Source organism: Agromyces protaetiae, from assembly GCF_004135405.1.
In the GTDB taxonomy this organism is placed as follows: Bacteria; Actinomycetota; Actinomycetes; order Actinomycetales; family Microbacteriaceae; genus Agromyces; species Agromyces protaetiae.
In genome coordinates this window covers 913,913-940,110 of record NZ_CP035491.1, presented here as the reverse complement: position 1 = coordinate 940,110, position 26,198 = coordinate 913,913, and the positions used below count along the sequence as shown (strand labels likewise).

The following is a 26,198-nucleotide window of genomic DNA, read 5'->3' as shown; positions in this document are numbered from 1 at the left end:
AGCGGAGACGACAGACCGGATGTCTCACACCGCCGCCATGGGCGTGCAACCCGCTCGCCGGGAGTGCCGACATAGACTGTGCCCGTGGGGAGCCGGGAAGCACGTGTCACGCGAGTGCCCTGGCTTTCCATGCTCGGATGGACGGGGATCGCGGTCCTCCTCGTCGGGGCCTTCTTCGCGGCCCTCGGCACCCTCAATCAGACGCTCTACGGAGCGTCCAACTTCGTCGAGCGCTATCTGAACGCGATCGCGGACGATGAGATCACCGCGGCCGCGGCGACGCCGGGCGTCGCCCTGTCGCCCGACGCGCTTGCCGCGCTCGGACTGCCTCCGAACGTGTCGACCGCGATGCTGCGGTCCGGTGTCGTCGCCGACGGGCCCGCCGACGTGCAGATCGTCTCGAACGAAGCGCACGACGACGGCTCGCACACGGTCGTCGCGAGCTACCGGCTCGGCGAGTCGATCGAGCAGACCACGTTCGAGGTCAGCCCCATCGAGCCGCTCTACGGAGTGCTCAATCGGTGGCGGTTCGCCCAGAGCCCCCTCGCCGTCATCGACGTGACCGCCGCGCACAACCCGTTCTTCACCGTCGGCACCCTCGAGCTCGACGCACGCGCGCTCAAGACGGGCGACGAACTCTCCGCCTTCACACAGACCGCCTCATACCTCGCGATCGCGCCCGCCGCCTACGACTTCACGTACGAGTCCGATCTGCTCGTCGCCGAGCCCGTGCACGTGGTCGCCGGGGCATCCGGCCATGTCGCCGCCGTGGTCGACGCCCAGCCGACGCCCGCCTTCGTCGACCGCGTGCAGACCCAGCTCGACGGGTTCCTCCAGAACTGCGCGACCCAGGTCGTGCTCCAGCCGACCGACTGCCCCTTCGGCATCGAGATCACCGATCGGGTCGTCGGCGACGCGAACTGGTCGATCGCCGCGATGCCGGTCGTCACGCTCGCGGCCGGCGAGACCGCGTTCGAGATGCCCCAGACCGCGGGCGTCGCCCACATCTCGGTCGACCTGCAGTCGCTCTTCGACGGGGAGTTCTACACCGAGGACCGGGACGTCTCGTTCACGGTCGCGCTCGACGCATCCGTGAAGAGCGACGGCTCGATCTCGGTGCAGCTGAAATAGGCGCTATCGCTGCGCATCGCGCGCCGCGATCGCCGCGAGCCGGGCGTTGTACTCCTCGAGTTCGGCGTCGCCCGTGCGGTCGGCGTGCCGATCGCGCCGCTTCGACTCCTTCTCGTCGCTGCGCGACCACTGCACTGCGACCGTGATCGCGAGCGCGACGGTCGGGATCTCGCCGATCGACCACGCGATGCCGCCGCCGAGTTGCTGGTCGACGAGCGCGTCGGTGCCCCACCCCATCGCGCCGTACCAGTCGGCGAGGAGGAGACCCGTGCCCATCATGATCGCGAGCCCGAAGAACGCATGGAACGCCATCGTGCCGAGGAGCAGCACGAGGCGGAACGGATACGGCAGTCGATACGGCACGGGATCGATGCCGATGAGGGACTGGACGAACAGGTAGCCCGTGATGAGGAAGTGCGCGACCATCCACACGTGACCGGTGTGGTCGAGCATCGTCCAGCGGAAGAGCGGCGAGTAGTAGAACACCCAGAGCGACCCCGCGAACAGCACCGCCGCGACGATCGGGTTCGCGAGGATGCTCGCGACCTTCGAGTGCACGGCCAGGAGGATCCATTCGCGGCCGCCGCGCGAACCGTCCTTTCGAGGGTGGATGGCTCGCGCAGCGAGCGTCACGGGCGCGCCCGGCACGAGCAGCACGGGGATCGCCATAGTGAGGAGCATGTGCCCGAACATGTGCGCGGAGAAGAGGTACTGCTCGTAGACGTTGATCCCGCCCGAGGTCACCCACGCGAGGAGCAGCAGCCCGGACACCCACAGCACTGTGCGGTAGACCGGCCACGTGTCGCCGCGGCGGCGCAGCCGCCGCACGCCCGCCAGGTAGAAGAAGATGCCGAACCCGCACGCGAGAAGCCACAGGAGGTCGGGGTTCCACTCGGTGAAGTACCGCGAGATCTCGGGCCACGGGGGCAGCGGCACACCGGTGAGGATCTCGGCCGGCGTGCGGGCGAGCGAACCGACGGCGTCTTCGGAGACGGGCGTCGCCGTGCGGGCGAGCGCGGCCGCCGCGCCCGAGGCGAGGCCCATGAACGCGAGTTCGACGATGACGATGAGCCACAGGGGGCGGCGCGTGACGGCCGGGGCCGCCGGTCGAGTAGCGCCCGACGCAGGAGGACGCGTATCGAGACCCGACGCGACCTGCTGCGACATCCGCCCGATGATGAACCGACGCCAGATCGCGCCGAGCAGCCCGAGCCCCACGAGCGCGAACACCTTGACGACGACGAGCGCGCCGTACGGTGTCAGCAGCTGCGGCCAGTCGCCGATGCGGAGCGCCGCGCTCGCGTATCCAGACACCGCGACGACGATGAACGCGATGAGCGCGACGGTCGAATAGCGCGCGAGCACGACGGGCAGCCGCTTGTCGTCGAGGACGGGCTGGAGCACGACGATCGCGATGAGCCCGCCGAGCCAGACGGCTGCGAACACGAGGTGCAGGCCGAGTGCCGTGACGGCAGCGGCATGCCCCGCGGCGCCCGCTGCGTGCCCCTGCTGGGCGAGCGGCACGAGGCTCGCGACCGCGAGCAGCGTCACGAACACGAGTGCCGTGTGGTTGCGGACGGCGAAGCACAGCACCGTGACGGCCGCCGCGACGAGCGTCGTCGTGAGCCAGGCCTGCCCGAGGGGGATCGCCGTCAGGAACTGCCCGAGCTTCATGCCGAACGCCTCGCCGGCGTCGAGCTGCTCACCCGTCACGTCGAGGAACGTGAAGAGGCCCGTCGCGGCGGCCGCGACGGTCATGACGGCGGCGGATGCCGCGGCCAGGTCGAGGGCGCGGTCGAATTCGCGCTTCTCGGGGCTGAGCGCCCATACCGCGAGCACGAGCGAGCCGATCACGCCCGCAGCCGACACGTTGACGAGGAGCTTCGCGATCGGGAGCCCCCACCGCACGGCGGGGCCGGGGTCTTGGATCAGGAGCGGCGCCGCTCCCCCGCCCACGACGAGGCCCGCGACGACGGCGAAGAGCGCGACGACGAGGAGCGCGGCAGGGCCGAGCACGCGAACGGAGCGGGGCACCGCACCAGCCTAGGCGAGGCATCCGAGGGCCCGTGACGCGCACTCACAGGTTCGCGCGGGCACGACGAAGGGCGGGAGGCCTCGGCCGCCCGCCCCTCCTTCGCGATTACTTCGCGGCAGCCTTGAGCTTCGAGCCGGCCGAGACCTTGACCGAGTGACCGGCCGGGATCTGGATGGTCTCACCGGTCTGCGGGTTGCGGCCCGTGCGGGCAGCGCGCGACGTGCGCTCGACGGCGAGCCAGCCGGGGATCGAGACCTTGGTGTCGGAGCCGACGGCCTCGGCGAGCGCGTCGAAGAGACCGCCGAGCACGGCGTCGACCGTGGCCTGGCTCTGGTTCGTCGACGCGGCGATCTTCGCGACGAGCTCGGTCTTGTTCAGCGACTTGTCAGCCATTGAATGTCCTCCTCGGACGTTCGCTGCGATTGAGCAGCTGTGATTCAGAGAATTCGGGAACGATCGTTCAACCGCCCCCGCGGCCGATCAGGCCGCCTTGAATGTAGCAGAGATCCGCGGAAACACGCGGATTTCCGGGCTGAACGGGGCTCTGTGACCCGGCGTGTCGCGTCTGGTTCGCTCACGGCGAAGCATCCGGAGCACTTCAATCGATCCGAGGCATCCTCGCCGTCTGTCGTGCGCGACCTCGAACCGACCCCGGCGACGACGAAGGGCGCCGGCCGAAGCCGGCGCCCTTCGGACGCTGATGCGTGCTGCTTACCAGCTCGACTTGGTGATGCCGGGCAGCTCGCCACGGTGCGCCATGTCACGGAAGCGGACACGCGAGATGCCGAACTTCGTGAGGACACCGCGGGGGCGGCCGTCGATCGCGTCACGCGAACGCACGCGGATGGGCGATGCGTTGCGGGGGAGCTTCTGGAGGCCGACGCGGGCGGCCTCGCGCGACTCGTCGGTGCCGTTCGGGTCGACGAGCGCCTTCTTCAGCTCGAGGCGCTTGGCCGCGTAGCGGTCGACGATCACCTTGCGCTGCTCGTTGCGCGCGATCTTGCTCTTCTTCGCCATGTCTTAGCGCTCCTCTCGGAAGTCGACGTGCTTGCGCACCACGGGGTCGTACTTCTTGAGCACGAGACGGTCGGGGTTGTTGCGACGGTTCTTGCGGGTCACGTAGGTGTACCCGGTGCCGGCCGTCGAACGGAGCTTGATGATGGGACGGATGTCCTGCTGCTTCGCCATTAGAGCTTCACCCCACGAGCCTGGATGTCCTTGATGACGGCCTCGATGCCACGGGCGTCGATCACCTTGATGCCCTTGGCGGACACGTTCAGGGTGACGTTACGACGAAGCGACGGCACGTAGTAGGTCTTCTTCTGCACGTTCGGGTCGAAGCGGCGCTTCGTCCGGCGGTGCGAGTGCGAGATGTTGTGGCCGAAGCCGGGAACGGCTCCGGTCACCTGGCACACTGCTGCCATTGGTCTTTCCTCCAATACCGAGGGGCGGATGCCCCTCCCAAGGTCTCTTGTCTGCAGGCGAATTCCCCGGTCGCCCGGGTAGATACTGGGGATTCGTCTACGTACCGGGCAGTGGAAGTGCCCGGACAAACCTCGATCTTATCAGATCGGCGGATGTCTCATGTACGCGCGCCCGCGCGGTCGGCGCTACTCCCCGCGGCCTGGAGCCTCGTGCAGTCGGCGCACAACCCGAACACGTCGACGACGTGGGCCGCCGCCGTGAAGCCGTTCTCGGCGGCGATGCGCTGCGCCCACGCCTCGACCTCGTCGGCCGCGATCTCGACCGTGAGCCCGCAGTTGCGGCAGATCAGGTGGTGATGGTGGCCGGTCGTCGAGCACGCACGGTAGAGCGCCTCGCCCTCGGGCGACTGCAGCGAGTCGGCTTCGCCCGTTGCTGCGAGGTCGCCGAGCGCTCGGTAGACCGTCGCGAGCCCGATGGGCGAGCCCGTGCGGTGCAGTTCGGAGTGCAGCGCTTGCGCGCTGATGAACCCGTCGGTGCCGTCGAGGGCTTCGCGCACGGCCTCGCGCTGCCACGTGTTGCGCTTCATGCCCGGATCGCCTCCTCCGCGGTCTCGACGGGAATCGCCCGCCGCCTCAACGGTAGCCGTCGAAGCTGTGCCGCACCCAACGAGATGACGAAGAACAGGGTCGCGGCGATCGCGATCGAGGGCCCGGCGGCGACGGCGAACACGCGGGAGGCGAGCACGCCGAGGATTCCGGATGCCGCGCCGATGACGGGGGCGGCGACGAGCACGCCGCGGAAGCTCGACACGACGAGCCGCGCGGCGGCGGCGGGCGCCGCGATGAGCGCGATCGCGAGGATCGCGCCGACGGCGGGCAGCGCGCTCACGACGGTCGCGGCGGTGAGGGCGAGCACGAGGAGTTCGACGGGCCATTCGCGGAATCCCGCTGCGCGGAACCCGGCGGGATCGAAGGTCGAGAACACGATGCGGGTGCCGAAGGCCGCGACGAGGACGACCGCGATGACGGCGACGGATGCCGCGAGCAGGATGTCTCCGTCGGTGACGGTGAGGATCGAGCCGACGAGGAGCGACTCGGGGTGCACGGGCAGGCCCGGGATGACCGCCTGCAGGATGGCCCCGGCAGCGAAGCCGCCCGTCAGCACGATGCCCGCGGCGACCTGCGGCCCCTGGCGCCGGATGCGGCCGATGCCCGCCATGACCGCGACGATGGCGACCGCGGCGACCGCGGCTCCCGCCGGCACGCTGAACCCGAGCGCGGCGGCGATGACGGCTCCCGGGTAGGTGGCGTGCGTGAGCGCCTGCGCGAAGAACGTGCGGCGCCGCAGCACGACGAGCGCGCCGACGAATCCGGCGCCGGCCCCGATGACGACGGCGGCGAGGAGCGCCCGCTCGAAGAAGCCCATCAGCGCGCCGTCCTCACGCGTCCGGCCGCCCAAGCGACGGCGAGCACGAGCGCGTAGCCGACGACGAAGACGATGACGATCGTCGCGCCGGCCGGCACCTCGATGCCGCCCGAGACCGATACCCCGTAGCCCGTCGCGAGGCCGAGCCAGGCCGCGAGTGCGGCGAAGCCGCCTGCGACGGGGAAGAGCAGCCACAGCCGATCGGTCACGAGCCGCGCGACGGCGCCCGGCATGATGAGCAGGGCGAGCACGAGGAGCGTGCCGACGGTCGACGCCGCAGCGACGACGACGAGCGCGACCGCACAGTTGAGCACGAGGTCGAGGCGGAACGCCGAATCCCCCGCGGCGCGGCTCCCGCGCGCGTCGAAGGCGCGGAACAGCTGCTGTTTGAGGGTGACCACGATCGCCGCGAGTGCGACGAGGCTCACGATGATGAGCGGCACGAGGTCGGCGGGCGGGATCGTGAGCACCCGCCCGAAGAGCAGGGTCTCGAGCTGTCCCGCATAGTCGTTCGAGCGCGAGACGACGATGACGCCGACGCTGAACGTCGCAGTGAGGACGATGGCGATCGCCGCGTCATCCGTCACCGCCGCCGTGCGACCCAGCCACGTGAGCACGAGCGCCGCCGCGAGCGCGGCGATCGCCGCGCCCGGCAGCACGCCCTGCATGCCGCCGACCGCGAGGCCGATCGCGAGGCCCGGGAACACGGCGTGCGTGAGCCCGTCGCTGATGAACTCGAGGCCGCGGAGGTTGACGAGCACGCCGACGACGCCCGCGACGACCGCGAGCACGAGCATGACGCCGAGCGCGCGCGCCATGAACGGCAGCTCGAACGCGCCGAACAGCGCGTCGAAGACCTCCATCAATGCCCCTCGTGGCCGGGCACGACGAGGGTGTGCTCGTCGATCTCGATCTCGTTGCCCTCGAAGCACTCCTGCAGGTTGCCGAGCGTGAGCACATCGGAGACCGGGCCGTGCGCGAGCTGCACGCCGTTCACGAGCACGACCGAGTCGCACACGAGCCGTGCGAGCTCGAGGTCGTGGGTCGAGACGAGCACCGCCACTCCCCGGTGCTTCAGCACGCGCAGCGTGTCGATGAGCGCGTCGCGGTTCTGCTGGTCGAGGCCGTTGAACGGCTCGTCGAGGAGGAGCAGCGACGGTTCGCTCGCGAGCGCCCGCGCGAGGAGTCCGCGCTGACGCTGTCCGCCGGAAAGCTCCCCGAACCGGCGCTTCGCGAGCGAGCCGAGGCCCACGGTCGCGAGGGACTCGCGAACGGCCCGCCGGTCGTCGCGGCCGGGCCACCTGAAGAATCCGAGCTTGCGATAGCGACCCTGCATGACGACCTGCTCGAGACTGATCGGGAACTCGGGGTCGAGTTCGGCCGACTGCGGCAGGAATCCGATCATGCCGACGGCGGCATGCGTCTCGCCGAGGTACTCGACCGTGCCAGCCGTGCGGGGCACGAGCCCGAGCAGCCCGCCGAGGAGCGTCGACTTGCCTGCGCCGTTCGGCCCGATGAGCGCGACGGCCTCACCCGGTTCGATCGCGAACGCCAGCCCACCCACCCCGGCGCCGCCGGGTGGGTGAACTCGGCATCGACGAGCCGCAGGACAGGGGTGCTCCCGGGCCGATCGCTCATGCGGGTCATCCTTGCAGGACGGCGGGCAACGCGGAAGGTTCGACGCCCCAGGACTGCAGAATGCGCGTGACGTTGTGGATCTGGCTGCCGATATAGGTCGCCCCCGGGCTGCCCTCGACTCCGAGCGAGTCGCCGTACAGCGCGTCGTCGCCCGAGAAGACCTCGACGCCCGCCTCGCGCGCGATCGTCTCGGCGGTCTTGGGCGAGATGGATGCCTCGGAGAACACGGCCTTCACGCCCGTGGCCTTGATCTTCGCGACGAGCTCGTCGATCTCGGCGGCGCTCGGCTCGGCGTTGTCGTCGAAGCTCGGGATGACGCTGCCGACGAACGTGATGCCGTACGCCTCGACGAAGTAGGTGAAGGCGTCGTGGTTGGTCACGAGGAGCCGCTTGTCGGCGGGCACCTGGTCGACGTTCTCGCGGATCCAATCGTCGAGCGCGGTGAGCTTGTCGAGGTAGGCGGTCTCGTTCGCCTCGATCTGCGCGGCGTCGATGCCGTCGATCTGCTCGAGGCCAGCGGCGATGTTCTGCACCATGACCTCGGCGAGGGCCGGGTCGGTCCAGATGTGCGGGTTGCCCTCGGCGTGCTCGTGCTCGTGGTCCTCGCCCTCTTCGGCGTGCTCGTCTTCGGCGTGCTCGTCTTCGGCGTGCTCGTCTTCGCCTTCTTCGTGCTCGTGCGTGCCGTGCAGCTCGATGCCCGTGCTCGCGTCGATGAGGTCGCCGCTGAAGCCGGACGCGGAGATCGCGTCGTCGATCCACGTCTCGAGCCCGGCGCCGTTGACGACGAGCGCGTCGGCGCTCGCGAGGGCGCGGAGCTGCGCGGCGGACGGGTCGAACGAGTGCGCGCTCTGGTTGGGCTGGAGCAACTGCGTGAGCGTGCCCTGCTCCCCCAGCAGTTCGCGCGTGAAGTCGCCGACCTGGGTCGTCGTCGCGACGATCGAGGGACCGTCGGATGATTCGGATGCCCCGGGGCCGGCGCAGCCGGCGAGGGCGAGAGCGCTCGTGGTGAACAGAGCGCCGAGGGCGAGGGCGGAGACGCGGAGGGGTCGTCGAGTCAGGGTCACATGGTCAGCCTAGGTTTATTGATAATGATTGTCAAAACCACGAACAAGCGTCACTCGACGACGCATCCGCACCGTTCATCGACCACTCATCGGATGCTCCCTGGCGTGTCGCAGCGTTCGATGAGATGGTGAAGCACGTGGAAACGACGACGTCCCCTATCACGTTGGTGCCGTTCACCCTTGCCGATGCCGAGCGCATCCTCGCCGGAGCGGTCGACCCGCGCGACGGCTGGGAGGGCGGCTACGCCTTCACCGACGAGCCCGAGATGCTCGCCGAGTACGTGCAGGCCGTGCGCGACGGGGGAGACCCCGCGCCGTTCGGCCCGTACCTCGTGCGCCGCTCCGCCGACGAAGCGACGATCGGGGAGTGAACGTCTTCGGCCCCGTCGACGACGACGGCGCCGTCGAGTTCGCCTTCGCCCTCGTGCCCGCCGTCCGCGGACAGGGCCTCGCCGTGCACACCGTCCTCGGCGCGCTCGAGGTGCTGCGTGCGGCCGGCGCGACCGTCGCGCGCGCCGAAGCCGAGATCGCGAACGTCCCCGCCCGCCGTGCACTCGAGCACGCCGGGCTCATCGAGGTCTCGCGCGCGCCCGAATCGGTCGTGTACGAGACGCGGCTGTAGCCGAGGCTGCAGCCCCTACAGCCCGTCGGCCTGCACCCGCTCGCCGGCGCCTGCACCGGCATGAAGCGACGGCGGATTCTCGCCCCGCAGCACCTTGAATGCGCGGTCAAGGTCGGCGATCAGGTCGGAGACATCCTCGATGCCCACCGACAGGCGAAGCAGCCCCGGCCAGATGCCGCCGGCGTCGCGCTCGGCCTGGGAGAGCTTCGAGTGGGTCGTCGTCGGCGGGTGCAGGATGAGCGACCGGACATCGCCGATGTGGGTCATCCGCGTGAAGACCTCGACCGCGTTGTAGACGACCTTCGCCGCCTCCTGACCGCCCGTGAGCGTGAACGCGAAGACCGAGCCCGGCCCCTTCGGGTAATAGCGCTGCGCGAGCGCGTGGTACGGGTTCGACGGCAGGCCGGGGTAGTCGACGCTCGACACCTCGGGCTGGCGGTCGAGCCACTCGGCGACGACCTGCGCGTTCGCGACGTGCCGTTCCATGCGGAGCGAGAGCGTCTCGATGCCCTGCTGCACCTGGTAGGCGTTGAACGGCGAAAAGCTCGTGCCGAGGCGGCCCGCGACGACCGAGCGCGTGAAGGCGAAGTTCGCGAGCGGGCCGAACTTCTCGATCCAGGTCGTCGGGTCGCCCGCGACCATCGGCTTGAAGAGGTGCGGGAACCTCTCGGGATGCTTCGACCAGTCGAAGTTGCCCGCGTCGACCGTGACGCCGCCGATCGTCGAGCCGTGCCCGGCGAGGAACTTGCTCGTCGAGTGCAGCACGATGTCGGCGCCGTACTCGATCGGTCGCAGCAGGTAGGGCGTCGGCACGGTCGAGTCGATCGCGAACGGCAGCCCGTGCGCGTGCGCCGCATTCGCGATGAGCTCGATGTCGATGAGGTCGTTCTTCGGGTTCGGGATCGCCTCGCCGTAGAAGAGCTTCGTGTTCGGCCGCACGCGGCGAGCCCAGTCGTCGGGGTCGTTGGGGTCGTCGACGAACTCGACCTCGATGCCGAACCGGCTGAGGTTGCCGCGGAAGAGCGCCCGCGTGCCCTCGTAGATGCTCGGCGTCGACAGGAAGTGGTCGCCCGCGGCGAGCACGCCGAGCAGGCCCACCGCGATCGCCGCCTGGCCGCTCCCCGCGAGCGTCGCCCCCGCGCCGCGCTCGAGACGCGCGATCGACTGCTCGAGCGCCGCGAGCGTCGGGTTGTTCGTGCGCGAGTAGACGTATCCCGCATCGCTGCCGCCGAACCGGGCCGCCGCCTGGTCGAAGTCGTCGAAGATGAACCCCGCCGTGAGGTAGATCGGCGTGATGCGCGCGCCGTGCGCCGCCTCGCCCTGGTAGCCCGCGTGGAGCTGTTCGGTGTCGAAGCCGAACTCGTGGGCGGGCGCGTCGATGAGCGCGTCGGATTCGAGGGACATGCGGGGCTCTCCTGGTGGTGCGGGGTGCGCGGGCGCGCCGGGGACCGCACCGATGCTATTCGAGCAGCAGGGCGGGTTCCTCGATGATCGCAGCAACATCGGCCAAGAACCGACTCGCGACGTCACCGTCGACCACACGGTGGTCGAACGAGCCGCCGATCGTCGTCACGAAACGCGGCCTGACCTCGCCTTCCACGACCCACGGCTTCTGCTTGATCGTGCCCAGTGCGACGATGCCGACCTCGCCCGGGTTCAGAATCGGAGTGCCCGTGTCCATGCCGAACACGCCGATGTTCGTGATCGTGATCGTGCCGCCCTGCATCTCGGCGGGCTGCGTCTTGCCCTCGCGCGCGACGAGCGTGAGCTGCTCGAGCGCCGTCGCGAGCTCGACGAGCGACATCGCCTGCGCCTCTTTCACGTTCGGCACGATGAGCCCGCGCGGCGTCGCCGCGGCGATGCCGAGGTTCACGAAGTGCTTGACGATGATCTCTTCGTCGGTCCACTGCGCGTTGACGGTCGGGTTGCGGCGAGCCGCCCAGATGACGGCCTTCGCCATCATGAGGAGGGCGACACCTTGACGCCCGCGTAGTCGGGAGAGGCCTTCAGCCGCTTGATGTACTCCATCGTGCGCGTCGCATCGACGTCGACGAAGACCGATACATGCGGCGCGGAGTATGCGCTCTGCACCATGGCGTTCGCGATGGCCTTTCGCACGCCCTTGACGGGGATCCGCGTCTCGCGGCCGGCAGGCGCCTCGGGGGTCTGGATGTTCCGGAACACGCTCGCCTGGCTCGCCTCGCGGATGACGTCGTCGCGCGTGATGTCGCCGATCGGCCCGGTTCCGGTGACCTTCGAGAGGTCGACGCCGAGGTCTTTCGCGAGCTTGCGGATCGGCGGCTTCGCGATCACGGGCACCTGCACGTCGCGCGGTGCCGACGCAGGTGCGGCGAGCGCGGATGTCTCGGTGCCGCCCGCCGAGCCCGTCGAACCGGCCTGCACGGGCGCGGCGGATGCCACGGGCAGGGGCGCGAGGTGCTCGTGCGCGCCGCCCGGAGCGGGGTGCCGCCTCCGGCGGCTCTGCACGGGCCCCGAGCTGCCGTGTCCGACGAGGACGGCACCGGATGCCTCGGGCTCGGCGACTGCGGTCGCGGCCGCCGGTGCGGGGGCGGCAGGCGCACCCGCCGAGACATCCGTCTGGATGACGAGGATGGGCGTGCCGACGTCGACCGTCGTGCCCGCCTCGACGAGCAGCTCGGAGACGACTCCCTCGAACGCGCTCGGCAGCTCGACGAGCGACTTCGCCGTCTCGATCTCGACGAACACCTGGTCGAGGACGATCGTGTCGCCGGGGCGACCTTCCACTCGACGATCTCGGCCTCGGTGAGGCCTTCGCCGACGTCGGGCAGCGGGAACCGGATCTCGCTCATTCGTTCACCCTCTCAACAGGTGCATCCGCGTTCCGGCATACGATCCGGAGCGCTCCGAGCGGGCGCGTCATCAGTACGCTAGCGCCCGGTCGACGGCTTCGAGCACCCGGTCGGGACTCGGCAGGAACTCGGTCTCGAGCGAGGCCGGCGGGAACGGCGTGTCGAAGCCCGACACCCGCAGCACGGGCGCCTCGAGCGCGTAGAACGCCCGCTCGGCGACCGTCGCCGCGATCTCGGACCCGACCGACACGTTGCCGTACGCCTCTTGCGCGACGACGAGCCGTCCCGTTCGCTGCACCGAGTCGAGCAGCGGGCCGTAGTCGATGGGGGAGAGGCTGCGGAGGTCGACGACCTCGAGGCTGCGACCCTCCTCGGCCGCGATCTCGGCCGCCTGCAAAAGCGTCGCGACCATGGCGCCGTGGCCGACGACCGTGACATCCGTTCCCTCGCGCACGACCCGGCTCGCGTGGAGCGGCATCCCCGCGTGGTCGAGATTCACCGGACCCTTCGGCCAGTACCGGCTCTTGGGCTCGAAGTACATCACGGGGTCGTTCGACTCGATCGCCTCGCGGATCATCCAGTACGCGTCGTGCGGGTTCGACGGGCTCACGACCCGAAGGCCCGGGGTGTGCGCGAAGTACGCCTCGGGCTCTCCTGGTGGTGCTCGATCGAGCCGATGTGTCCCCCGTACGGCACCCGGATGACGATCGGCATCGAGATGCGGCCCTCGTGGCGGAGCGTCTGGCGGGCGAGCTGGGTGGTGATCTGGTCGAACGCGGGGAAGATGAACCCGTCGAACTGGATCTCGATCACCGGGCGGTAGCCGCGCATCGCGAGGCCGATCGCCGTGCCCACGATGCCCGACTCGGCGAGCGGCGAGTCGAGCACGCGGCCCTCGCCGAACTCCGCCTGAAGGCCCTCGGTCACACGGAAGACGCCGCCGAGCTTGCCGATGTCCTCGCCCATGAGCAGGACCTTCTCGTCGTCGGCGAGCGCATCGCGCAGGCCCGCGTTGATGGCCTTCGCCATCGACAGCGTGTGCACGCCGCGCACCTCGGGCTCGACCGCCCCTGCCGGCTCCGCCGCCTCGGGCGACTGGGCCGTCGTCGCGTCCGTCACGGGCGCCTCCTCGTCGATGCCGAAGGTGTACGTGTCGAGATCGGTCATGCCGGCTCCTCGTCGAGGCTGCGCTCGAATGCGTCGAGCCACGCGTACTCGGCCTCCATCAAGGGGTGCACCTCGCTGTACACGTGCTCGAAGATCTTCTCGCGCGTCGGCCCCGCGAGGTCGAGCGCCCGACGGCGGACGTCGGATGCGACATCCTGCGCCTCTTCGTCGACCTCGTCGAAGAACGCGGTGGATGCCCCGCGCCCCTCGAGCCACGCGCGGTAGCGCGTGATGGGGTCGCGCGTGGTCCACAGGTCGACCTCGTCCTGCGTGCGGTACTTCGTCGGGTCGTCGGCCGTCGTGTGCGCGCCCATGCGGTACGTCACGGCCTCGATGAACGACGGCCCGAGTCCCGAGCGCGCCTCTTCGAGGGCCGTGCGGCTCACCGCGTAGCTCACGAGCACGTCGTTGCCGTCGATGCGGAGACCCGGCATGCCGAAGCCGCCGCCGCGGAGCGAGATGGGGAGCGGGACTGACGCGAGACCGGCACCGAGATCGCCCACTGGTTGTTCTGCACGAAGAACACCTGCGGCGTCTGGTAGCTCGACGCGAACACGAGCGCCTCGCTCGCGTCGCCCTGCGAGGTCGACCCGTCGCCGAAGTAGACGAGCACCGCGACATCCGACTCGGGGTCGCCCGTCGCCGCCGCTCGATCGAAGCTCACGCCCATCGCGTAGCCCGTCGCGTGCAACGTCTGCGATGCAAGGACGAGCGTGTACAGGTGGAAGTTGCCGTTCTCGGCGGGATCCCACCCGCCGAGCGTCACCCCGCGAAGGAGCGACAGGATGTTCACGGGGTCGAGGCCGCGGATCATGCCGACGATGTGCTCGCGGTACGACGGGAAGATGTGATCCTGCGGGCGGGCCGCACGCGCCGAGCCGACCTGCGCCGCCTCCTGCCCGTGGCTCGGTACCCAGAGCGCGAGCTGGCCCTGTCGCTGCAGGTTGGCGCCCGCGATGTCGACGCGGCGGGAGGTGAGCATGTCGCGGTAGAACTGCTCGAGCTCGGCGTCGGAGAGCGCCTCGACGATCGGCAGGAACTGCTCTGCCTCGGGCGTCGCCTGCAGCCGACCCTCGGGGTCAGCAGCTGCAGTGTCGGCGTGGAGAAATCACGATCAAGGGCGGCCACCGTTCCACGGTACTCGCTGGTCCATGCCGCATTCTTGTGCGTCTCCGACAACCTCGCCCGGGGTGACGAGAGGGACCCTACAGCCGAACTCAGGGTGCGAGCGGTGCCAGCGTTGCGATCAACACGTCGTTCGCGGCCTCGTCACCGACGCTCACGCGGATGCCCGCACCCGCGAAGGGACGCGCCACGACGCCCGCGTTCCAGAGCGCCTCGGCGACCGCGTCGGTGCGGTCGCCCGCGGGCAACCAGACGAAGTTGCCGTGCGCCTCGGGCACCGGCCAGCCCGCCTCGACGAGGGCGGCGCGCAGTCGGTCGCGCCGGTCGGCGATGGCCGAGACGCGTTCGAGCAGCTCTTCTTCGGCGTCGGGTTCGAGCGACGCGAGCGCCGCCGCGGTCGAGGCGGCCGTCACGCTCAGCGGGATGATCGTCGCGCGAGCGGCGTCGAGGATCGGCACCGGTCCGACGGCGTAGCCGACGCGGAGGCCCGCGAGCCCGTAGGCCTTCGAGAAGGTGCGGAGGATGACGAGATTCGGGTAGCGGCCCACGAGGCCGCGGCCGTCGACGGATGTCTCGTCGAAGACGAACTCGACGTACGCCTCGTCGAGCAGCACGAGGAGATCGGCGGGCACACGCGCCATGAACGCCTCGAACTCGGCCGCCGTGACGATCGTGCCCGTCGGATTGTTGGGCGAGCACACGATGACGACGCGCGTGCGATCGGTGATCGCATCGGCGAGCGCGTCGAGGTCGTGCCCGTGGTCGTCGCGGTTCGGGACCTGCACGCTCGTCGCACCCGAGACCGTGACGAGACCCGGGTAGGCCTCGAACGACCGCCATGAGTAGACGACCTCGTCGCCGGGGCCTGCCGCCGCCTGGATGAACGCCGCGAGGAGCGCGACCGACCCGCCTCCGACGATGACCTCGTCGGCGCTCGCGCCGAACCGCTCGGCAAGCTTCTCGCGGAGCGAGAGGGCGGTCGCGTCGGGATACCGGTTGATCGTCGCCGCGGTCGCGGCCACGGCGTCGACCACCGACGGCAGCGGCTCGAAGGGGTTCTCGTTGCTCGACAGCTTGTGGCCGTCGGCAGGCGCCGGCCGCCCCTGGCGGTACGGGGGTAGGGCGGCGATCTCGGGACGCAGGCGCACAGCGCTGCGCGAAGGCTCCGGTGCAGTCACGCCCTCCACCGTACCCCCGCACTCGACGTCGCTTCACCGCGCGCCTGCCGCGCGCCTCCGCCGCTCGGCCCGCCGCTCTGCGAGCATGGCTGCATGCGATTCATCCTGCGCGTCATCGTCGTCGCCCTCGCCCTCTGGCTGACGACCTTCATCGTCGCCGGCGTGAGCGTCGTGCCGTGGGAGCAGACGACCGTGGCGACCGTGCTCACCTACCTGCTCGTCGCCGCCATCTTCGGCATCGTCAACGCGATCGTCGGCGGGTTCATCAGGATCGTCGCGTTCCCCGTCTACGTCATCACGCTCGGCCTCATCTCGTTCATCGTCAACGGGCTCCTGCTCCTGCTCGTCGCGTGGATCAGCACCCAGATCGGCTTCGGCCTGCAGGTCGAGAGCTTCTGGTGGGGCGTACTCGGCGCGCTCGTGCTCGGCCTCATCAGCTGGCTCATCGGGCTCATCGTGCGGCCGTCGAAGGGCTGACGGCCGCCCCCTCTTCATAGCCGAGCGCGATCCCGGGCATCTTGCTGAAGTCGGGGTCGAAAGGCGGCGGATCGATCGCCGGCCCCGGAACCACCGTGTGCCTACGCTCCGCGATGAACTCGATCCGGGTTCCGGGCTCGTCGCCGACGAAATCTTGGACGAGTGCCCTCGCCTCCTGTACCTCGGGACTCTCGCTGCGGTCGGCAAGCGCAGCGGTGTCGGAGTACAACGGCATGCTGTGCGCCGCCACCGGGTCGTACTCGCCATCGGGATCGAGCGCGTTGCGATGCAACTCGATCACGCCGGGCGCATGGACGCCCCGGCCCGCGGTTGCCGGCACGAGATCCTCGGCGTGGGCGAAGTTGACGAGCGGCACCTCCCCGGTGTCGGTCTGGGCGGTCGGCGCTCCGAAGGTCACACCCGCGACGGCGTTGAGCGACGGATCCGAGATGAGGTCGGCGACCGCCGCCCCGCCGCCTGAGAAGCCGACGGCCATGAACCGGTCTTCGGGGCTCCAACCGGACTGCTCGAGCGCCGCTCGCACCGCCCGGGACGCCGCACTCGAGTCGTAGCCGGCGAGCGCGGACATGTCGAACCCGCTGTCGTCGGCGACGTCGGAGACGTCGTTCGTGAAGTCGAGGGGCTGACCGCCGGGCACCATGCTCCAGTCGATCGTTCCGGTGACGTAGACGACGAATCGCTTGTCGTCCCCTTCGCCGTACACCTCGACCACGATCTGAGGGTCGCCGTCGTCGGCCTCAGGCACCCGCTCGGCAAGGTCCTCGAACCCATCGGGCGGCGGAACCGTCGCCGGCTTCGGGGCTGCGGCCGAGCGCACTCCCATCAAGCGGTTCGCGGGCGCACCATCGGCCCGGCGCACCGTGATCGGCGTCTCGACGAACGCCTTGCTCCCGACGAGAGCCGCGGCACCGGCGAGGCCCATGAGGATCGCGGCGTTCTGCGGCGTCTCGGTGCGCTGTCCGAGCAGCACGGCGAGAAGCGGAGGGACCCCGGCCCGAGCGAGCGCGACCTCGTCGACGGCTCCGCTCGCCGATCGAACGAACTCGACGAACCACGGCTGGTTCATGAGCTGAGACTGGGTGGCCTTCGGGTCCCACAGTCCGATCGCGGAAGCTCCCCACAGGATGCCTCCGACGACTGCCGCCTGTTCGGCCCAGAGCGGGAAGGTGTACGCCGCTGTCGCCGCCGCCCAGCGCACCCCGAGATCGAAGATGGACTTGATCGCCCGTTCGGTCGCGCCGTAGTTCTTCGCCGCCTGATCGAGCGCACTGCAGAGGTCCTCGCAATGCCCCGCGACCTTGGTGAGTTTCGACTCGGCGTCTCGTAGCGCCCACGTCGGCTCGTACCCGCCGCTCATCGCCGCCACGACATCGCCGAATCCGTCGTGCTCGAGCCCTCGCCTGATGCGGGCGACCCGATCGCACCAGTCGACGACCGTCGTGCGGATCGCGCCGAGACGGAACGCCTCGGCGAGCAGGTCTTCGTCGGCGACACGCGTGCCGCCGCCGGTCGTGATCGTCAGGTCGTCGCTCATTGGCCGAAAGGAGACCAGGCGGTCGGCTCGGTCGACATCGTCGAGATGCTCGCACGAAGTTCGGCGCGAGCGCAGTCGATCTCCCGCGCACCCTGCGCGAGAGCGCCGCGGAGGCTGTCGAGTTGCGTGTCGTACGTCGCGGATGCGGCGGATCGCCAGTCGAGACGCCCCGCGGCCGGCGGAAGCGCCGGGGCGATCGCGCCCACCTCGTCGGCGAGTGCGTCGAGCATGCGCAGATAGCGCCGGGCGGTCTCCGCGCGCGAGGCCGCTTGTGCACCGGGGGAGCCGGTCGCGAGATGTTGGTCGTCGTGCATACCGCGATCCTCGCGGCCGGGCGCGGAGCGCCGGGGAGGCATCGGACGAGATGGGGAGGATGCCACGAGTGCGCGCGTTGTGGAGGATCGGTCGGCGCCCCGACGGTCAGTCGCCCCGCAGCACCTCGGCGAGCGCGTGCGCCCCGATCCGGCCGACCCGTCCGTCGACGCCGATCGTCGAGACGATGGCGAGCCCGAGGGCCACGGCCCAACCGCGGGCACGCGCCCAGTCCGAGGCATCCGTGTCGCTCGAGACATCCACCGACCGACGGAACGCCGCCCGCCCGACCGCATCGAACGTGAGCCACGCGGTCGCGAGGTCGGTCGCGGGGTCGCCCGACGTGAGGTCGCCGAAGTCGAGCACGGCGGCGAGCCCGCCGGCGCTGTCGAGCAGGAGGTTCGCGGGGTGCAGGTCGCCGTGCACCCACACGGGCGGCCCGGCCCAGACGGGTGCGGCGAGGGCGTCATCCCATACGTCGAGCAACACGGCCCTGTCGGCGGCCGATACGTGCGCCGACACGAACGGCGACGCGAGCCGCTCGCGCGTGACCTCGTCGCGCGTCGCAAGCGGCACCCCGCGGTACGGGTTCACGGGCGCGTCGGCGGGCGCCGACACGCGCAGCGCCGTCGTGAACCCTGCGAGCGCGAGCGCCGCGCCTCCCCGAGCGGCAGTGGCGACGGATGCCGCGTCGCGGCCCTCGAGCCAGGTCAGGATGCTCCACGGGTACGGGTACTCGAACTCGGGCACCCCGGCCCGCACGGGCACGGGCACCGCGACCGGCGAGCGCTCGGCGAGTTCGGGCAACCACCGCTGCTCGCCGGCGACCAGCCGGGCGCCGAGCTCGCGGCGAGGCATCCGGACCGCGTAGTCCGTGCCGAGCTGGAAGACCGCGTTGTCCCACCCGTTCGCGACGAGTTCGACCTCCGCCGCGAGGTCAGGGTGCTGCGAAGCGACGAGCCGCGCGACGAGGTCGGCGTCGACCGGGACATCCGGCGGCGGTGCATCCGTCATTTCGTCACCATAGCTGTGGATTGCCTGCTGTGCTGCGCCCCGATCTGCGCCAGAATACGACCCATGACGCGTGCGGATGCCGAGGGGCCCGCAGCGCAGCCCTTCCGGGTGTCCTTCGTGTGCACCGGCAACATCTGCCGCTCGCCGATGGCGGAGGTCGTGCTGCGCAAGCTCGCCGACGACGCCGGGCTTTCGAATGCGTTGCGCATCGAATCGGCGGCGACCGGCGACTGGCACGTCGGCGAGCGCGCCGACCAACGCACGATCGACGCCCTCGAGCGCGCGGGCTACGACGGCACGCACCATCGGGCCAAGCAGTTCGACCCGCAGGTGTTCGGCGAGCTCGACCTCGTCGTCGCGTTCGACCGCGGCCAGGCGCGCATCCTGCGCAACTGGGCGCGTACGGCGGTCGACCAGCACAAGGTGCGGCTGCTGCTCGAGTTCGACCCCGAACTCGCGCCCCTGCAAGACGTCCCCGACCCCTACTACAGCGACTCAGAAACCTTCGATCGAGTTCTTGGGATGATAGAGCAGTCGACTTCGGCACTCTTTCGGCAACTCGCCCCCGCACTCAGACAAGGAATCCGATGATGTCGCTGCCTCCCCAGCCGCTCAGCCCGCTCGACGGGCGCTACCGCGCGGCGGTCGAGTCCCTCGGCGAGCACCTCTCTGAGGCGGGCCTCAACCGCGCCCGGGTGCAGGTCGAGGTCGAGTGGCTCATCGCCCAGACCGACCGCTCGTTCTTCGGCACCCAGCCGCTCGACGACGCGCAGAAGGCGGCACTCCGCAAGGTCGTGGCCGACTTCGGCCAGGCCGACATCGACGAACTTGCGACCCTCGAGGCGACGACCCGTCACGACGTGAAAGCCGTCGAGTACTACGTGCGCCGCCGGCTCGAAGGCCTCGGCCTCGACGCGATCGCCGAGCTCACGCACTTCGCCGCGACGAGCGAAGACATCAACAATCTCTCGTACGCGATCACCGTCCGCGACGCCGTGCAGCAGGTGTGGCTGCCGAAGCTCCGCGGCGTCATCGAGACGATCGCCGCCCTCGCACGCGAGCACCGCGACGCCGCCATGCTCTCGCGCACGCACGGCCAGCCCGCGACACCGTCGACGATGGGCAAAGAACTGGCCGTCTTCGCGCACCGCCTGCGCCGCATCGAGCGCCAGATCGAGGCGACCGAGTACCTCGGCAAGTTCTCGGGCGCGACCGGCACGTTCTCGGCGCACGTCGTCGCAGCTCCGGATGTCTCGTGGCCCACCGTGTCGCGCGAGTTCGTCGAATCGCTCGGACTCACCTGGAACCCCCTCACGACGCAGATCGAGTCGCACGACTGGCAGGCCGAGCTGTACGGCAAGGTCTCGCACGCGAACCGCGTGCTCCACAACCTCGCGACCGACATCTGGACCTACATCTCACTCGGCTACTTCCGTCAGATCCCCGCCGCGGGTGCGACGGGTTCGTCGACGATGCCGCACAAGGTCAACCCGATCCGCTTCGAGAACGCCGAGGCCAACCTCGAGCTCTCCTCCGCCGTCCTCGACTCGCTCGCCGCGACCCTCGTGACGTCGCGTCTCCAGCGCGACCTCACCGACTCGAGCGCGCAGCGCAACATCGGCGTGGGCTTCGGGCACTCGCTCCTCGCGCTCGACAACATCCAGCGCGGCCTGGGCGAGATCGACCTCGACGAGGCGCTGCTCCTCGACGACCTCGACCACAACTGGGAGGTGCTCGGCGAGGCGATCCAGACGGTCATCCGCGCCGAGGTCGTCGCCGGCCGGTCGACGATCAGCGACCCCTACGCGCTGCTCAAAGAGCTCACGCGGGGCAAGCGGGTCGGCGCCGCCGACCTCGCGGCGTTCGTCTCGTCGTTGGAGATCGGCGACGAGGCGAAGGCTCGTCTGCTCGCGCTCACGCCCGCGACCTACGTCGGCATCGCCGACGACCTCGTCGACGCGCTCGATTGAGCACCTGCCGACCGACGACGGAGGCCGCGGCGATTCGCCGCGGCCTCCGTCTTTCGTCCCGCTCTCGGGTCTAGTGCAGCCCGGGCCGGTCTTCGGTGTGCTCGTCGGGACCGCGTTCGGAGATCTCGGCCTGCTCGGACGCGTCGGGCTTGATCGCCATCTGCAGCAGCGCGAGCACGACGAGCACGACGATGAACACGCCGCCGAGGCCGATGAGCGCGATCGTCCAGTCGCGGGTCGCCATGAGCGCGACGGCTCCGACGAAGATCGCGGCGATCGCGGCGCCGCCGACGTACTCGGCCGGACGGAGGCGGTCTTGGCGGCTCGGCTTGTAGGGCTCCCCGGGCTTGGTCACGACTGCTGCTCCGTTCCGGGCGCGACCGCGGGCTTCGGGGCCTGGCTCCACTTGAGGGAGAGGCCGCCGATGACGAGCAGCACGCCGATGATGACGAGGTAGGCCCCCAGGAGACCGACGATGCTCACGGCGTCGAAGGGGAAGAACAGGAACGCGAGGGCCGCGAGGGCGGTGACGCCACCGGCGGTGATCCAGTCGCGCGAGACCGCGCTGCGGCCGCGCACGCGGAGGCCCGCGACGATCTCGAGGATGCCCGTGACGGCCGCCCACGCGATCACGAGGACGACGAGGAAGGAGAGGCTCGCAGGGGTCGCGAGGGCGAGGATGCCCGCGACGGCGGTGACGACGGCGTTGATCGCGAAGATCGCGCCCGCGAATCGGTCGGTCACGAACCGCAGCGACAGGGCTCCGATGAGCACGCCCGAGACGAGCGCCCACGCGCCGAAGACGAAGAGGCCGAGCGTCGGCGAGTGGTCTTGCACGAACGTGATGACGGCGGCGGGCACGAGGGCCAGCACGCCACGGACGACGGGGACGGCCCAGTACGGCGCGCGTACGACGGCGTCGGCACGGGCAACGGCCACGACGACCTCTTTCACTCTCGCTCGGGAACCGTTCAATCCTACGCGCGGCGCGGCTGGGAGCCCGCCGGGCACGGCGGGAGGGCGGATGCCTCGGGGTGCGCCGTGCGGTCGGCTCGCGCCGCGAGGCATCCGGAACTCAGTCGTCGCCGAGGCGATCGAGCACGCGCGCCGACGCCGACCGGATCGCCTGCAACTCGTCGGCGTCGACGACGTCGAAGAACGTCTCGCGGATGGCTCGGGCGTGGTCTCGCATGGCACCGAGCAGTGTGCGCTTGCCCTCGGCGGTGAGTTCGATCCACGTGCCGCGGCCGTCGGTGTCGCACTCGAGGCGCGTGACCAGCCCACGGGTCTGCATGCGCGTGACCTGGTGCGAGACGCGGCTCTTCTCCCACGCGAGGCGTTCGCCGAGCGCGCCGACGCGGGCGCGGTTGTCGGGCGCCTCGAAGAGCGCGAGGAGCACGGTGTAGTCGGCCTGCGAGATCTGCGCGTCGGCCTGGAGCCGGCGGTCGAGGCGGCGCATGAGCTTGCGGTGCATGCCGAGGAACTGCGCCCACGCCTCCCAATCGGCAGGGGGGATCTGGGAAACCTCGGTCATGCCCGACAGTCTACCGACTGTTTGTTGACACGTCACCTTTCGTGGTTATGATGACGTGTCAACCTTTCGAGTCAGGAGACGCACCCCCATGACCGCTCTCAAGATCGGCATCATCATCGGCAGCACCCGCCCCGGCCGCGTCGGCGACCAGGTCGCGAAATGGGTCCTCGACCAGGCCCGCGCCCACGGCGGCGCCGAGTTCGAGATCGTCGACCTCAAAGACTTCGCCCTCCCGCACCTCGACGAGGCGATCCCGCCGAGCCTCGGCCAGTACGCCAACGAGCACACCAAGGCCTGGGCCGAGAAGGTCGAGGAGTTCGACGGCTACGTCTTCGTCACGCCCGAGTACAACCACTCGACGTCGGGCGCCCTCAAGAACGCGATCGACTTCGTCTACGCCGAGTGGAACAACAAGGCCGCAGGCCTCGTGAGCTACGGCTCGGCGGGCGGCACGCGTGCGGCCGAGCACCTGCGACTCATCCTCGCCGAGATCCAGATCGCGGATGTCCGCCAGCAGGTCTCGTTCTCGCTCATGACCGACTTCGAGAACTACACGGTCTTCACCCCCGCGCCCTACCACGCGCAGGCGATGAAGACCCAGCTCGACCAGCTCGTCGCGTGGGCCGGCGCCCTCCGCACCGTGCGCGAGGAGCAGCAGGTCGCGGCCGCGGCCTGAGCCGGGCTGCACCTACCCCCCTTCCGATCGCGAGTGGGCGGTTCGGCACAGTCAGCGACGCCGTGCACTGTGCCGAAGCGCCCACTCGCGGGTTCGGTGGTGCGTGGTGCGGCTACAGCGCCTTGACCGCCGCGAGCACCTTCGCGAGCGAGTCCTTCGCGTCGCCGAAGAGCAGCGTCGTCTGCGGCTCGTACAAGAGCTCGTTCTCGATGCCCGCGAAGCCCGGCCGCATCGAGCGCTTCAAGAACACGACCTGCTTCGCGTCGCCGACCTCGAGGATCGGCATGCCGTAGATGGGCGAGCCCGGCGTCGTCTTGGCGGCGGGGTTCACGACGTCGTTCGCGCCGACGACGAGCGCGACATCCGTCTGCTTGAACTCGCCGTTGACCTCGCTCATCTCCTTGAGCGACTCGTAGGGCACGTTCGCCTCGGCGAGCAGCACGTTCATGTGCCCGGGCATGCGCCCCGCGACCGGATGGATCGCGTACTCGACCTCGATCCCGCGCGCCTCGAGCGCCTGCTGCAGCTCGGCGACGGTGTGCTGGCCCTGCGCGACCGCGAGGCCGTAGCCGGGCACGATGATCACCTTCTGTGCGTACCCGAGCAGCACCGCGACATCCTCGGCGCTCGACGAGCGCACCGGCCGGTCGGACGCCTCGGTCGACCCCGCCGTCGACCCGCCCTTGAACGCGCCGAAGAGGATGCCCGACACGCTCCGGCCCATCGCCTGCGCCATGGCGCGGGTCAGGATCGTGCCCGATGCGCCGACGAGCGTGCCCGCGATGATGAGCAGCACGTTGCCGAGGACGAAGCCCGACGCGGCGACGGCGAGGCCCGTGAAGGCGTTGAGCAGCGAGATGACGATCGGCACGTCGGCACCGCCGACGGGGAGGACGAGCAGCACGCCGACCGCAAGGCCCAGTACGAGCACCGCCACGGCGGCGAAGAACGGGCCGGATGTCACGACCCACGCGCCTGCCGCGACCGCGACGACGAGCACCCCGACCATGAGCAGCGCGAGGCCCGGGAACACGATCGCCTTGGCCGACAGGATGCCCTGCAGCTTCGAGAACGTGATGACCGATCCGGCGAAGCTGATCGCGCCGATGAGGAGCGTCAGGACGATCGCGAGACGCGTCCACCAGTCCGCCGCGTGGGGGAGTTCGAGCAGCGCGATGAGGGCCGCGGCTCCGCCGCCGACGCCGTTCAGCATCGCGACGAGCTGGGGCATCTGCGTCATCTGCACGCGGCGGGCGATCGGCCACGCGATCGCGGTGCCGACGGCGATCGCCGCGAGGATCCACGGGATGTTCTCGAGGCGCGAGGCGAGGAACACCGTGACGACGGCGATGAGGGCCCCGAGCGCGCCGATGAGGTTGCCGCGACGGGCGGTCTTCGGCGACGACAGGCCACGGAGGGCGAGGATGAAGCAGACGGCGGCGACGAGGTAGAGGAGCGACGAGACGACGGGCGGGAAGAGGGGCATCAGGCGTCGGTTCCCTTCTTCGCGCGACCCTTGAACATCTCGAGCATGCGGTCGGTGACGACGAAGCCGCCGACGAGGTTCGCGGTCGCGAGCACGACGGCGAGCAGGGCGACGGCGAGCACCCACGGGTCGTGCGCCTGACCGGCGACGATGATCGCGCCGATGAGGACGATGCCGTGGATCGCGTTCGTGCCGCTCATGAGCGGCGTGTGGAGCGTGCTCGACACCTTCGAGACGACTTCGAAGCCGACGAACACGGCGAGCACCGTGATCGTCGCGAGTGAGATCGGATCCATCAGGCGCCTTCCTTTCGGGATGCCGCGGCGAGCGCCTCTGCGGTCGGCGCATGTCGCACCTCGCCGCCCGCGGTGAGGCACGCACCGGCGACGACCTCGTCGTCGAAGTCGGGCACGACGGCGCCGTCGACGGTCATGAGCTCGATGAGGTTCGCAACGTTCTTCGCGTAGAGGCGCGACGCATCCGACGGCATCGTCGACGCCGCGTCTTTCATGCCGACGATCGTGATCGCGCCGTCGCCCGACGCGGTCGGCACCGAGACATCCGCCCCCGCGACCGATCCCTCGACGTTGCCGCCCGACTCGGCCGCGAGGTCGACGACGACCGAACCCGGCCGCATCGCGGCGACCATGTCGGTCGTCACGAGCCGCGGCGCCGGGCGCCCCGGGATCGCGGCCGTCGTGATGAGCACGTCGGCGTCGGCGATGTGCGGCGCGAGCAGGCGCCGCTGCAGGGCGGCACGGTCTTCGCCGAGCTCCTTCGCGTATCCGCCCGCGGCGTCGGCCGCGGCGTCGAGGTCGAGGTCGATGAACGTGCCGCCGAGCGAACGCACCTCGTCGGCCGAGGCCGCCCGCACATCGTTGGCCGACACGCGCGCGCCGAGGCGCTTGGCTGTGCCGATCGCCTGCAACCCCGCGACACCGGCGCCGAGCACGAGCACCTTCGCGGGCGGGATCGTGCCCGCCGCCGTCATGTAGAGCGGGAAGAACCGCGGCAGCCGCATGGCGGCCTCGAGCACGCACCGATACCCGGATACGAGCGCCTGGCTCGTGAGGGCGTCCATCGACTGCGCGCGCGAGATGCGGGGCACGAGTTCGAGCGCGAACGCCGTGACGCCCGCCTCGGCGAGCGCCGCCACGGTCTCGAGCTCGGACGCGGGCGAGGCGAGTCCGACCGTGATCGTGCCCGGCTTCAACCCGGCGGCCCATTGCCGGGTGAGCGGGCGCACGTGCGCGAACGCGTCGAGCGAGCCGAGGTCGAGCCCGCCGCTCGGCGCGAGTTCGGCGCCTGCGTCGCGGTACGAGACATCCGAGATGCCGGATGCCTCACCCGCACCCTGCTCGACGACGACTTCGAGACCGAGCCCCGTCAACTGCCTGACCGTCTCAGGCGTCGCGGCCACCCGCCGCTCGCCCTCGCGCCGCTCCTTCGCGATGCCGACCCTCACGCGTGCTCCCTCCGAGCGCGACGGCACCGAGGCGGCGCCGCGACGCGTCCACTTGTGGTTCAGCGTAG

General features: G+C 70.3%; 28 protein-coding genes and 3 pseudogenes. 7 read left to right on the top strand and 24 right to left on the bottom strand.

The window, feature by feature from the left end; all coding sequences use genetic code 11:
- The first annotated feature begins 84 nt into the window (after nt 1-84).
- Nucleotides 85-1,131, top strand: coding sequence for a hypothetical protein (locus ET445_RS04380; protein ID WP_129189166.1), 1,047 nt, complete (start codon nt 85-87; stop codon nt 1,129-1,131).
- Between the two features lie 3 nt (nt 1,132-1,134).
- Here the strand turns inward: ET445_RS04380 and ET445_RS04375 are convergent, their stop codons facing one another.
- The 10 genes from ET445_RS04375 to ET445_RS04330 all read right to left on the bottom strand — a co-directional run bounded on the left by ET445_RS04375 (nt 1,135) and on the right by ET445_RS04330 (nt 8,718).
- Nucleotides 1,135-3,165, bottom strand: a complete 2,031-nt coding sequence (locus tag ET445_RS04375; protein WP_208008540.1) for a bifunctional copper resistance protein CopD/cytochrome c oxidase assembly protein — start codon at nt 3,163-3,165, stop codon at nt 1,135-1,137.
- A 106-nt stretch (nt 3,166-3,271) separates the two neighbouring features.
- On the bottom strand, nt 3,272-3,559 hold the full coding sequence (locus tag ET445_RS04370; RefSeq protein ID WP_129189164.1) for an HU family DNA-binding protein: 288 nt from the start codon (nt 3,557-3,559) through the stop codon (nt 3,272-3,274).
- 318 nt (nt 3,560-3,877) lie between these two features.
- Nucleotides 3,878-4,183 (bottom strand): 30S ribosomal protein S14, encoded by a 306-nt coding sequence (rpsN, locus tag ET445_RS04365; protein WP_129189162.1) that lies wholly within the window; start codon nt 4,181-4,183, stop codon nt 3,878-3,880.
- A gap of 3 nt (nt 4,184-4,186) precedes the next feature.
- On the bottom strand, nt 4,187-4,354 hold the full coding sequence (gene rpmG, locus ET445_RS04360) for a 50S ribosomal protein L33 (protein WP_021760158.1): 168 nt from the start codon (nt 4,352-4,354) through the stop codon (nt 4,187-4,189).
- The gene (gene rpmB / locus ET445_RS04355; RefSeq protein WP_056727420.1) at nt 4,354-4,590 is read right to left on the bottom strand and encodes a 50S ribosomal protein L28; all 237 of its coding nucleotides are present in this window, start codon (nt 4,588-4,590) and stop codon (nt 4,354-4,356) included. The genes rpmG and rpmB overlap by 1 nt, the downstream gene beginning before the upstream one ends.
- A gap of 158 nt (nt 4,591-4,748) precedes the next feature.
- Entirely contained in the window at nt 4,749-5,177 is a 429-nt protein-coding gene (locus ET445_RS04350) for a Fur family transcriptional regulator (protein ID WP_129189160.1), read from the bottom strand.
- On the bottom strand, nt 5,174-6,016 hold the full coding sequence (locus ET445_RS04345) for a metal ABC transporter permease (RefSeq protein WP_129189157.1): 843 nt from the start codon (nt 6,014-6,016) through the stop codon (nt 5,174-5,176). Before ET445_RS04345 ends, ET445_RS04350 begins: the two co-directional genes overlap by 4 nt.
- On the bottom strand, nt 6,016-6,879 hold the full coding sequence (locus ET445_RS04340; RefSeq protein WP_129189155.1) for a metal ABC transporter permease: 864 nt from the start codon (nt 6,877-6,879) through the stop codon (nt 6,016-6,018). Before ET445_RS04340 ends, ET445_RS04345 begins: the two co-directional genes overlap by 1 nt.
- Entirely contained in the window at nt 6,879-7,580 is a 702-nt protein-coding gene (locus ET445_RS04335; protein ID WP_129189153.1) for a metal ABC transporter ATP-binding protein, read from the bottom strand. The genes ET445_RS04340 and ET445_RS04335 overlap by 1 nt, the downstream gene beginning before the upstream one ends.
- Before the next feature lie 79 nt (nt 7,581-7,659).
- Nucleotides 7,660-8,718 carry a metal ABC transporter substrate-binding protein gene (locus ET445_RS04330; protein WP_243695318.1) on the bottom strand — a complete coding sequence of 353 codons (1,059 nt, stop codon included), beginning with the start codon at nt 8,716-8,718 and terminating at the stop codon, nt 7,660-7,662.
- 167 nt (nt 8,719-8,885) lie between these two features.
- Between ET445_RS04330 and ET445_RS04325 the strand changes: the two genes are divergently transcribed.
- Together ET445_RS04325 and ET445_RS04320 are read left to right on the top strand one after the other, a co-directional pair.
- The gene (locus ET445_RS04325; protein WP_129189151.1) at nt 8,886-9,089 is read left to right on the top strand and encodes a hypothetical protein; all 204 of its coding nucleotides are present in this window, start codon (nt 8,886-8,888) and stop codon (nt 9,087-9,089) included.
- Nucleotides 9,086-9,340 (top strand): GNAT family N-acetyltransferase, encoded by a 255-nt coding sequence (locus ET445_RS04320; RefSeq protein WP_129189149.1) that lies wholly within the window; start codon nt 9,086-9,088, stop codon nt 9,338-9,340. Before ET445_RS04325 ends, ET445_RS04320 begins: the two co-directional genes overlap by 4 nt.
- A 15-nt stretch (nt 9,341-9,355) precedes the next feature.
- Here ET445_RS04320 and ET445_RS04315 read toward each other — a convergent pair whose 3' ends face one another.
- The 5 genes and pseudogenes from ET445_RS04315 to ET445_RS04295 all read right to left on the bottom strand — a co-directional run bounded on the left by ET445_RS04315 (nt 9,356) and on the right by ET445_RS04295 (nt 15,641).
- Entirely contained in the window at nt 9,356-10,744 is a 1,389-nt protein-coding gene (locus ET445_RS04315) for an O-acetylhomoserine aminocarboxypropyltransferase/cysteine synthase family protein (RefSeq protein WP_129189147.1), read from the bottom strand.
- 55 nt (nt 10,745-10,799) lie between these two features.
- Nucleotides 10,800-12,171: pseudogene (locus ET445_RS04310) on the bottom strand (dihydrolipoamide acetyltransferase family protein).
- A gap of 70 nt (nt 12,172-12,241) precedes the next feature.
- Nucleotides 12,242-13,200: pseudogene (locus tag ET445_RS04305) on the bottom strand (alpha-ketoacid dehydrogenase subunit beta).
- A gap of 134 nt (nt 13,201-13,334) precedes the next feature.
- A pseudogene (locus ET445_RS04300) lies at nt 13,335-14,466 on the bottom strand (thiamine pyrophosphate-dependent dehydrogenase E1 component subunit alpha).
- 89 nt (nt 14,467-14,555) lie between these two features.
- Nucleotides 14,556-15,641, bottom strand: coding sequence for a histidinol-phosphate transaminase (locus ET445_RS04295; protein WP_243695317.1), 1,086 nt, complete (start codon nt 15,639-15,641; stop codon nt 14,556-14,558).
- Nucleotides 15,642-15,734: 93 nt separating this feature from the next.
- Between ET445_RS04295 and ET445_RS04290 the strand changes: the two genes are divergently transcribed.
- Nucleotides 15,735-16,118 carry a phage holin family protein gene (locus tag ET445_RS04290; RefSeq protein WP_129189145.1) on the top strand — a complete coding sequence of 128 codons (384 nt, stop codon included), beginning with the start codon at nt 15,735-15,737 and terminating at the stop codon, nt 16,116-16,118.
- On the opposite strand, the gene ET445_RS04285 is transcribed toward ET445_RS04290, so the two are convergent.
- The 3 genes from ET445_RS04285 to ET445_RS04275 all read right to left on the bottom strand — a co-directional run bounded on the left by ET445_RS04285 (nt 16,093) and on the right by ET445_RS04275 (nt 18,999).
- Nucleotides 16,093-17,673, bottom strand: coding sequence for a hypothetical protein (locus ET445_RS04285; protein ID WP_129189143.1), 1,581 nt, complete (start codon nt 17,671-17,673; stop codon nt 16,093-16,095). The genes ET445_RS04290 and ET445_RS04285 overlap by 26 nt on opposite strands.
- The gene (locus ET445_RS04280; RefSeq protein WP_129189141.1) at nt 17,670-17,987 is read right to left on the bottom strand and encodes a hypothetical protein; all 318 of its coding nucleotides are present in this window, start codon (nt 17,985-17,987) and stop codon (nt 17,670-17,672) included. Before ET445_RS04280 ends, ET445_RS04285 begins: the two co-directional genes overlap by 4 nt.
- Nucleotides 17,988-18,093: 106 nt before the next feature.
- Nucleotides 18,094-18,999 carry an aminoglycoside phosphotransferase family protein gene (locus tag ET445_RS04275; protein WP_129189139.1) on the bottom strand — a complete coding sequence of 302 codons (906 nt, stop codon included), beginning with the start codon at nt 18,997-18,999 and terminating at the stop codon, nt 18,094-18,096.
- A gap of 63 nt (nt 19,000-19,062) precedes the next feature.
- Between ET445_RS04275 and ET445_RS04270 the strand changes: the two genes are divergently transcribed.
- Together ET445_RS04270 and purB are read left to right on the top strand one after the other, a co-directional pair.
- Entirely contained in the window at nt 19,063-19,590 is a 528-nt protein-coding gene (locus ET445_RS04270; RefSeq protein ID WP_129189137.1) for a low molecular weight protein-tyrosine-phosphatase, read from the top strand.
- On the top strand, nt 19,587-20,969 hold the full coding sequence (purB, locus tag ET445_RS04265; RefSeq protein ID WP_129189135.1) for an adenylosuccinate lyase: 1,383 nt from the start codon (nt 19,587-19,589) through the stop codon (nt 20,967-20,969). Before ET445_RS04270 ends, purB begins: the two co-directional genes overlap by 4 nt.
- Nucleotides 20,970-21,039: 70 nt before the next feature.
- Here purB and ET445_RS04260 read toward each other — a convergent pair whose 3' ends face one another.
- The 3 genes from ET445_RS04260 to ET445_RS04250 form a co-directional block, all read right to left on the bottom strand.
- Nucleotides 21,040-21,324: an ABC transporter ATP-binding protein gene (locus tag ET445_RS04260; protein ID WP_129189133.1), complete on the bottom strand. Its 285-nt coding sequence runs from the start codon at nt 21,322-21,324 to the stop codon at nt 21,040-21,042.
- The gene (locus tag ET445_RS04255) at nt 21,321-21,908 is read right to left on the bottom strand and encodes a DUF308 domain-containing protein (RefSeq protein ID WP_129189131.1); all 588 of its coding nucleotides are present in this window, start codon (nt 21,906-21,908) and stop codon (nt 21,321-21,323) included. The genes ET445_RS04260 and ET445_RS04255 overlap by 4 nt, the downstream gene beginning before the upstream one ends.
- A gap of 136 nt (nt 21,909-22,044) precedes the next feature.
- A complete protein-coding gene (locus tag ET445_RS04250) occupies nt 22,045-22,503 on the bottom strand; it encodes a MarR family winged helix-turn-helix transcriptional regulator (protein WP_129189129.1) in 459 nt (152 codons plus the stop codon).
- An 88-nt stretch (nt 22,504-22,591) separates the two neighbouring features.
- On the opposite strand from ET445_RS04250, the gene ET445_RS04245 reads away from it, so the two are divergent.
- Complete coding sequence (locus ET445_RS04245) at nt 22,592-23,179, top strand: NADPH-dependent FMN reductase (protein ID WP_129189127.1); 588 nt, start codon at nt 22,592-22,594, stop codon at nt 23,177-23,179.
- A 112-nt stretch (nt 23,180-23,291) separates the two neighbouring features.
- Here the strand turns inward: ET445_RS04245 and ET445_RS04240 are convergent, their stop codons facing one another.
- The 3 genes from ET445_RS04240 to ET445_RS04230 are packed head-to-tail and all read right to left on the bottom strand — an operon-like array spanning nt 23,292 to nt 26,130.
- Complete coding sequence (locus tag ET445_RS04240) at nt 23,292-24,665, bottom strand: NAD(P)(+) transhydrogenase (Re/Si-specific) subunit beta (protein ID WP_129189125.1); 1,374 nt, start codon at nt 24,663-24,665, stop codon at nt 23,292-23,294.
- On the bottom strand, nt 24,665-24,961 hold the full coding sequence (locus ET445_RS04235; protein ID WP_129189123.1) for an NAD(P) transhydrogenase subunit alpha part 2: 297 nt from the start codon (nt 24,959-24,961) through the stop codon (nt 24,665-24,667). Before ET445_RS04235 ends, ET445_RS04240 begins: the two co-directional genes overlap by 1 nt.
- On the bottom strand, nt 24,961-26,130 hold the full coding sequence (locus ET445_RS04230; RefSeq protein WP_129189121.1) for a Re/Si-specific NAD(P)(+) transhydrogenase subunit alpha: 1,170 nt from the start codon (nt 26,128-26,130) through the stop codon (nt 24,961-24,963). Before ET445_RS04230 ends, ET445_RS04235 begins: the two co-directional genes overlap by 1 nt.
- Nucleotides 26,131-26,198: the final 68 nt, after the last annotated feature.